Genomic DNA, 250 nt, shown 5'->3' with positions numbered 1-250 from the left:
ACCACTTTGTGATTCATGACTGGGGTGAAGTCGTAACAAGGTAACCGTAGGGGAACCTGCGGTTGGATCACCTCCTTACCTGAAGATACCTTCCCGCGCAGTGTCCACACAGATTGTCTGATAAAAAAGTAATGAGCAGGACGGCTGCGAAGTCGTGACACGATCGTGTCCCCTTCGTCTAGCGGTTAGGACTCCGCCCTTTCACGGCGGCAACAGGGGTTCGAATCCCCTAGGGGACGCCACCTGCTTG

1 tRNA gene and 1 rRNA gene are annotated in these 250 nt (G+C 54.8%); both read left to right on the top strand.

What is annotated here, in order from left to right:
• A 16S ribosomal RNA gene (locus HZZ01_RS20830) occupies positions 1 to 78 on the top strand; the annotation flags it as partial.
• Between the two features lie 89 nt (positions 79 to 167).
• Positions 168 to 242: transfer RNA gene (locus tag HZZ01_RS20825), tRNA-Glu, on the top strand.
• The last annotated feature ends 8 nt before the right edge of the window (positions 243 to 250 follow it).

The sequence above is a fragment of the Pantoea sp. WMus005 genome (assembly GCF_013415305.1).
Classification (GTDB): Bacteria; Pseudomonadota; Gammaproteobacteria; order Enterobacterales; family Enterobacteriaceae; genus Pantoea; species Pantoea rara.
Note: the sequence above shows the minus strand (reverse complement) of the source record. Positions and strands in the feature narration are given on the sequence as shown.